Consider the following 6,136-nt stretch of genomic DNA (forward strand, 5'->3'; position numbering starts at 1 on the left):
CAAAGATGGTATCGATGCTGAGGTGGTCGACATAAGGACGCTGAAGCCACTTGACGAGGAAATCATCATAAACTCGGTGCAGAAAACGGGCAAGGCGATGGTGGTCTATGAGGCATGCCGTACCGGCGGTTTCGGCGCTGAGATTGCCGCCCTTATCGGCGAGAAGGCGTTTGATTACCTGGATGCGCCTATCAGGCGGGTTGCCTCGCTTGATTCACCGGTATCCTTCAATCCCGGACAGGAACAGTACATCCTGGTCAATCCGGAAAAAATCAGGGCGGCTGCCCTGGAGATGATGGGCAAATAAGTCAACCAGCGATAGAAGAACAGTGGGGGTACCAGTATGGCTGTGGCCGTAATCTTCCCCAAACTTGACGAGGCGATGACCAGCGGCAAAATCGTCCGCTGGCTCAAGAATGAGGGAGGGCAGGTGGAAAAAGGGGAGATCATTCTGGAGATTGAGAGCGAAAAGACTTCCTTCGAACTTGAAGCCGAAACTTCGGGTATTCTGAGCAACGTAATGGCCCAGCCGGGCGACGAGGTAGCGGTGGGCACGGCCATTGCCTTCATTCTCCAGCCCGGTGAGAAAGCGCCCGAGATTGAGACACCGGTTCAAGTCAAAGCAAAGGAGAGGAAACCAGAGGCAGAGGCCAAAGTTGAGGCTCCGCAACCGGTCGGTGAATCGAGAGAGATTAAAGCTTCACCGCTGGCTAAAAATATCGCCAGAGAGCACAATGTTGACCTCAGCCTGGTAACCGGAACCGGGCCGGGCGGTAGAATTACCAAGGAAGACGTCCTGAAGTATATTGAAGAAGGCAAGCCAGCCGCAGCACCGGCTGCTCGTGAAGTACCGGCGGGTGCCGGGGAGGAAACAGTACCTCTGTCCACCATGCGTGAGGTGATTGCCCGGCGTATGGTGGAGAGTTTTAAAACACCGCACTTTTACCTCACCGTAGAAGCCGATGCGCAGGAACTACAGAAAACACGCCAGCAGTTACTGCCGGTAATCGAAAGCAAAACCGGAATCAGGCTGACCCTTACCGACCTTATCATCAAGATAGCGGCCAAGGCACTGGAGAAAAATCCCGCCATCAACTGCTCCTATACTGACGGTTCGGTGAAGCTATTCAAACGGATTGATATCGGTCTGGTAACTTCCGTCGAAGGCGGTTTGATGGTGCCCGTTATCAGAGACGCCAACATAAAATCGCTGGCTGAAATCGCTCAGGCCCGTGCCGAACTGGTGCAGAAGGCAAGGGAACATACCCTCAGCAAAGAAGAGATGACCGGCAGCACCTTTACCATCTCCAACATGGGAATGTACGATATCGACCAGTTCAGCGCCATTATCCAGCCGCCTGAGGCAGCCATTCTGGCCGTGGGGAGAATCGTGGAGAAGGTCGTGGCGCGAAACGGTGAGATGGTTATAAGGCCGGTGATGAACCTGACCCTGTCTATTGACCACCGCGTTCTCGATGGTGCGCTGGGCGCGCAGTTCCTGCAGACGGTGAAAAACTACATCGAAGACCCGGTCAATCTGATTTAATAGCCAATCAGCATCACCACTGGTTGTGATGCACCCTTGATTCGTTGTAGCGATTGGACGGCGGCTTTTGCTCCGCCGGGTAGCCCACCGATATGAAGCACAATGGTATCACGTGCTCGGGCAGCCCGAGCAACTTCTGCACCGTTTTGACTCTCTCTTCACGTGGGTAAACGCCCAGCCACACCGCCCCCAGACCCTTGGCATGGGCAGCGATTAAAATATTCTGCGTGGCGGCGGAGCAGTCCTGAATCCAGTAGCCACTCATCATTTCTTCATTCAAATCACCGCAGACGGCAATCGCCCAGGAGGCCTCTTTCAGCATATGTGCGTAGGGGTGGAACCTGGGAATTTCATCGAGGATGCGGCGGTCGTCTATAATAACGAATTGCCACGGCTGCTCGTTGCTGGCCGATGGTGCGCTCATCGCCGCTTCCAGCAGTTCTTTGATCAGCTCCTCCGGTACCGGTTCACCGGTATATCGGCGAATGCTCCTCCGGGACAAAATGGCTTCTATAGCATCCATTGGTTGCTCCTTTAATATCAGGATAATGCCCTAATCGCGCGCGGCGTCGAGCTCTTTCTGGATGGCAGCGATTTGTTCCGGGCTGAGGTGGCGGAACCTCGCTTGCGCGGCAAAATATTCCGCGACTGGTCGCTGTCGTTTCGGGGCATAGGTGGTGTGGAATTGGCCATTCTCAAACTCCGTCAGCTTCCACATGCCGCTCTCCACCGCCATACGCCCGATTTCAATTGCCGCGTCGGGGGCAAAGCCCCAGCCAGTGGGGCACGGCGTCAGTACGTGAACGTAGGTGGGGCCGTTTACCTGACTCGCCTTTGCCACCTTTTCCATGTAGTCCAGCGGGTATGATGTACAGGCGGTAGCAGCATAGGGGATATCATGCGCCGCCACGATGCGCAGCATGTCCTTCTTGGGCCTGTTTTCAAAGCACGGGCTCGGGGTGGTGCTGGTGGTGGCTCCGTAAGGGGTCAGGCTGCTCCTCTGAACGCCCGTGTTCATATACGCTTCGTTATCGTAGCAGATGTAGATGAATTTGTTGCCGCAGTCAATGGCACCGGATAATGACTGAATGCCGATGTCCGCCGTGCCGCCATCGCCGGAGAAGCCGACGACATGGATGTCCCCTCGACCGCGTCTCTTGAAGCCGGCGCTGATGCCCGAACAGGCGGCCGCGGTTGCGGCGAAGGCCATTACCGTGAACGGCACAAAGAACGGCGCCTGCGGGTAATAGCAGGATACGGTGCTGATGCAGTTTGCAGGCACCACGAAAACGCAGTTCCTGCCCAGCACTTTCAAGGTCAGGCGCACGGCGAGCACAGCGCTACAGCCGGCACAGCCAAAAGAAGCCCGGTATAGCTCCTCTTTGGATATATCCTTCAGTTTCATAGGTCAATAAACTCCAGATGCGGTATGGCTCCTCTTTCCGCAGCAAGGGCTTTTTCCAGCATGTATTTCATCTTTTCCGGCGGCACGTCAGCGCCACCCAGCCCACCGATAAAGTTGAGTATCGCCGGTGGTTCGGGCAGGCCATAGAGGGCGGCTTTCAGGTCGGTGGCCAGCGCCCCTTCATAGCCCCAGGAGCAGTCGCGGTCCAGCACTGCCGCCGCTTTCACTCCCGATAAAACTTTTCTCAGTGGCTCGACCGGGAAGGGACGGAATGCCCTTACCTTGACCAACCCAACTGCCCTGCCCTCGTCGCGCATCTCATCGACCACCTCGCGGGCGGTCCCGGCGAATGCGCCCATCGCCAACAAAAGCGCTTCCGCGCCATCGCAGCGGTATGCCTCAATCAGGCCACTGTAATTACGGCCAAAGATGCGGGCAAATTCATCGCCCACCTCCACGATAATCTCTCCCGCCTTTTCCGTCGCTTCCTGCTGTTCCTGTCGCCAGCGCGCGTAATTTTTGCCGAAGGCACCGACGGATATAGAATATGGATTATCAACATCCAGCGTAACCACCGGGTCATACGGGGGCAGGAAAGCGTCCACCGTTTTCTGGTCGGGAATCTCCACCAGTTCCTCGGTGTGCGACTGGATGAAGGAATCGAGGCAGACCATCACCGGCAGCAGCACCCGGTGGTCCTCGGCGATACGGTACGCCTGGAGCACCATGTCCAGCGCTTCCTGGCCGGTCTCGGTGAAAATCTGAATCCAGCCCGTATCCCGCTGCTGGATGGCGTCCTGCTGGTCTCCCCAGATACTCCAGGGCAGCGCCACCGAGCGGCAGACGTTGACCAGGACCAGCGGATAGCGACCCCCGGCAGCGTAGGCCAGCATTTCATGCATGTATTCCAGTCCCTGGGAAGAGGTTGAGGTAAAGGCGCGCGCCCCGGCCATCCGCACACCCATACAGGCCGTCAGCGCCGAGTGCTCCGACTCCACCTTGAGGTAATCGGCATCCATCTCGCCCTTAGCAATGTATTCGGCAATCTTCTCCACGATGCTGGTCTGCGGGGTAATGGGATAAGCAGCGACCACATCGACGTGGGCCAGCTTGGCCGCCTGGGCTACCGCCTCATTGGCTGTTATGAATTTTTTAATTGGCATTTTCGTAGCCATTGATTATTCACTTTCCTGCTCGACCATTTCTATAGCCCTGGTCGGACATTCTTTAACGCAGATGCCACAGCCCTTGCAGTCCTCGAAATCGAAGGTGACCCTCCGGTTTGCCTCGTCCTGGGTAATGGCCCCTTCCGGGCAGAAAACCCAGCAGAAAAGGCAGAAGGTGCATTTCCCCTTCAGAACGGGCTTGGCTGTGCTCCAGCTCCCCATTCTGGTGGGTATGGTGCCGGCCTTGGATACGGGCCCCGGGATTGATTTCTCCTTCTTCATTTTCCCCCGACCTTCTGGTAAGCTGCCTCAGCCGCCGCAATATTGCGGTCGACGATTTTCTCCGGCAGCGTGCCGGCGATGGCTTTCTTTATGGAATCCAGGCTAACGACGCCGGTGGCGCCGGCCAGTGCACCGAGCATGGCGGTATTGACAATGGCCACACCGATATACTCCCGCGCGATTGCGGTTGCATCCACGGTGGTGACGTTGAGAGAACCCGGTATTTTCTTTAACTGCGCCTTGGATTTACGTGTATTGACCAGGATGGTAGCTCCCTCACGGGCGCCATCCGTTATGTTAACCACATCGAGCAGGGTATCATCGAGCACGATGATTACCGTCGGGTGATAAATCTGGCTGCGGGTCCGAATGGTACGGTCGCTGATGCGGGTGAACGCCTGTACGGGCGCACCACGGCGTTCGGCGCCAAAACTGGGGAAGGAAACGGCATACTTGCCTTCATAAAGGGCGGCGGCACTGCCCAGCATACTGGCTCCGAGGACAGCCCCCTGCCCACCTCTCCCATGCCAGCGCACCTCTTCAAGATGCCCTCTCTGGTTCATTTCAGCCCATTATATCACAGCGTTGATTATACGCAAAAACATATGATTTTCAGAACACCTGTCATATAGGATAGCTTGCAGTCCACCATTGCCCTCGGAAGGGATTTGGTTTACACTCTTTGCGAGGTCTTAATCCAGTTTAAACAATGATAGTAAAAAGGAGAGTAAATCGGTATGAGAAGTCAAGGGTTTTTTCCGGCGTTTACCAGCGTCCTCGCCATTTCTATTGTTATCATAGGCATCATAGTGTTCACCATTTACCACACACGATTAATTGGCCCGGTAATCATTCTCCTCGGCTTTATACCCTGGATTCCTCTTAAAATTTACGGAAGATCGATTAAGTCGGTTGGCGCCGACATTGTCTTCGGTGCCATTGATACCGGAATACTGGGCATCGCGGCGCTGGTCGGCGCCAGCTTTGCCGGTGTGCTGGGGGCGATTGTGGGCGGGGCGGTCGGTGACGCCATCACCGATGGTTTTGCCGGGCTTGCTGAAGGCAAAGTTGCTGAACATTTAAGGAAGTATGGGATTGAAGAGGCCAGAACGCCACTGAGCGCCTCGATGGGGAAGATGAGCGGCTGTTTGCTGGGCGTGGGAATCGTCCTGACGCTGGTGTGGAGTATACTCGGACTGAGTATCGGTACTGTTTAGACAATCGGGCCGATTGTGTATAGGCCGGAAAAGCTGCCATAGCCCAGGACCTCCGCCTTGGTCTGCTTGCCCGAGGCTACCGCCAGCATCTCCTGATATATTTTTTCGCCGCTCGATTTCAGTCCGGAGCCTTTCCCCCGCCGTCATTTCCACCAGCATATCGATATGGTCGGGAAGGCGCTGGAAGGTAACCGGATTTCCCGTTACCTTGATTACGGGGATGAAGGGAAATCCCTGCGGCACACCCAGACCCGTTGAGAAGAGGGCGACCTGTGCGCCCGCCGCTGCCAGCACGGTGAGAAACTCCGGTTCTCGTCCCGGAGAATCGACCACGAACAGGCCCTTGCCCCGGACACGCTCGCCGTAATTATATACATCCTGAATTGGCCTGGTACCGCCTTTAACTATCGCCCCGAGCGATTTCTCCTCAATGGTGGTCAATCCACCGGCGATATTGCCGGCACTGGGATTGCCCCCGCGCATATCACCCCCGGCCGCAATGACCCGCTTTTCCATGTCA

Annotated in this window: 8 protein-coding genes; 2 read left to right on the forward strand and 6 right to left on the reverse strand. The window is 56.1% G+C overall.

Annotation, left to right across the window (positions count from 1 at the left end; translation table 11 throughout):
• Together KKD83_10515 and KKD83_10520 are read left to right on the forward strand one after the other, a co-directional pair.
• On the forward strand, positions 1-307 hold a 307-nt coding region (locus KKD83_10515), incomplete at its 5' end, for an alpha-ketoacid dehydrogenase subunit beta (GenBank protein ID MBU2536577.1).
• Between the two features lie 36 nt (positions 308-343).
• Positions 344-1,546, forward strand: a complete 1,203-nt coding sequence (locus KKD83_10520; protein MBU2536578.1) for a 2-oxo acid dehydrogenase subunit E2 — start codon at positions 344-346, stop codon at positions 1,544-1,546.
• 13 nt (positions 1,547-1,559) lie between these two features.
• On the opposite strand, the gene KKD83_10525 is transcribed toward KKD83_10520, so the two are convergent.
• From KKD83_10525 to KKD83_10550, 6 genes are all read right to left on the reverse strand, one after another.
• Positions 1,560-2,069, reverse strand: coding sequence for a nitroreductase family protein (locus KKD83_10525; protein ID MBU2536579.1), 510 nt, complete (start codon positions 2,067-2,069; stop codon positions 1,560-1,562).
• 30 nt (positions 2,070-2,099) lie between these two features.
• The gene (locus KKD83_10530) at positions 2,100-2,951 is read right to left on the reverse strand and encodes a pyruvate synthase subunit beta (GenBank protein MBU2536580.1); all 852 of its coding nucleotides are present in this window, start codon (positions 2,949-2,951) and stop codon (positions 2,100-2,102) included.
• Positions 2,948-4,114 carry a pyruvate ferredoxin oxidoreductase gene (gene porA / locus KKD83_10535; GenBank protein MBU2536581.1) on the reverse strand — a complete coding sequence of 389 codons (1,167 nt, stop codon included), beginning with the start codon at positions 4,112-4,114 and terminating at the stop codon, positions 2,948-2,950. The genes KKD83_10530 and porA overlap by 4 nt, the downstream gene beginning before the upstream one ends.
• Before the next feature lie 15 nt (positions 4,115-4,129).
• Positions 4,130-4,339 carry a 4Fe-4S binding protein gene (locus KKD83_10540; protein ID MBU2536582.1) on the reverse strand — a complete coding sequence of 70 codons (210 nt, stop codon included), beginning with the start codon at positions 4,337-4,339 and terminating at the stop codon, positions 4,130-4,132.
• Between the two features lie 56 nt (positions 4,340-4,395).
• Positions 4,396-4,962: a pyruvate ferredoxin oxidoreductase subunit gamma gene (locus KKD83_10545; GenBank protein MBU2536583.1), complete on the reverse strand. Its 567-nt coding sequence runs from the start codon at positions 4,960-4,962 to the stop codon at positions 4,396-4,398.
• A gap of 516 nt (positions 4,963-5,478) precedes the next feature.
• Positions 5,479-6,136, reverse strand: a 658-nt coding sequence (locus KKD83_10550; protein MBU2536584.1) for a UxaA family hydrolase, incomplete at its 5' end; no start/stop codon positions are given.

The sequence above is a fragment of the Chloroflexota bacterium genome (genome assembly GCA_018829775.1).
In the GTDB taxonomy this organism is placed as follows: domain Bacteria; phylum Chloroflexota; class Dehalococcoidia; order Dehalococcoidales; family RBG-16-60-22; genus E44-bin89.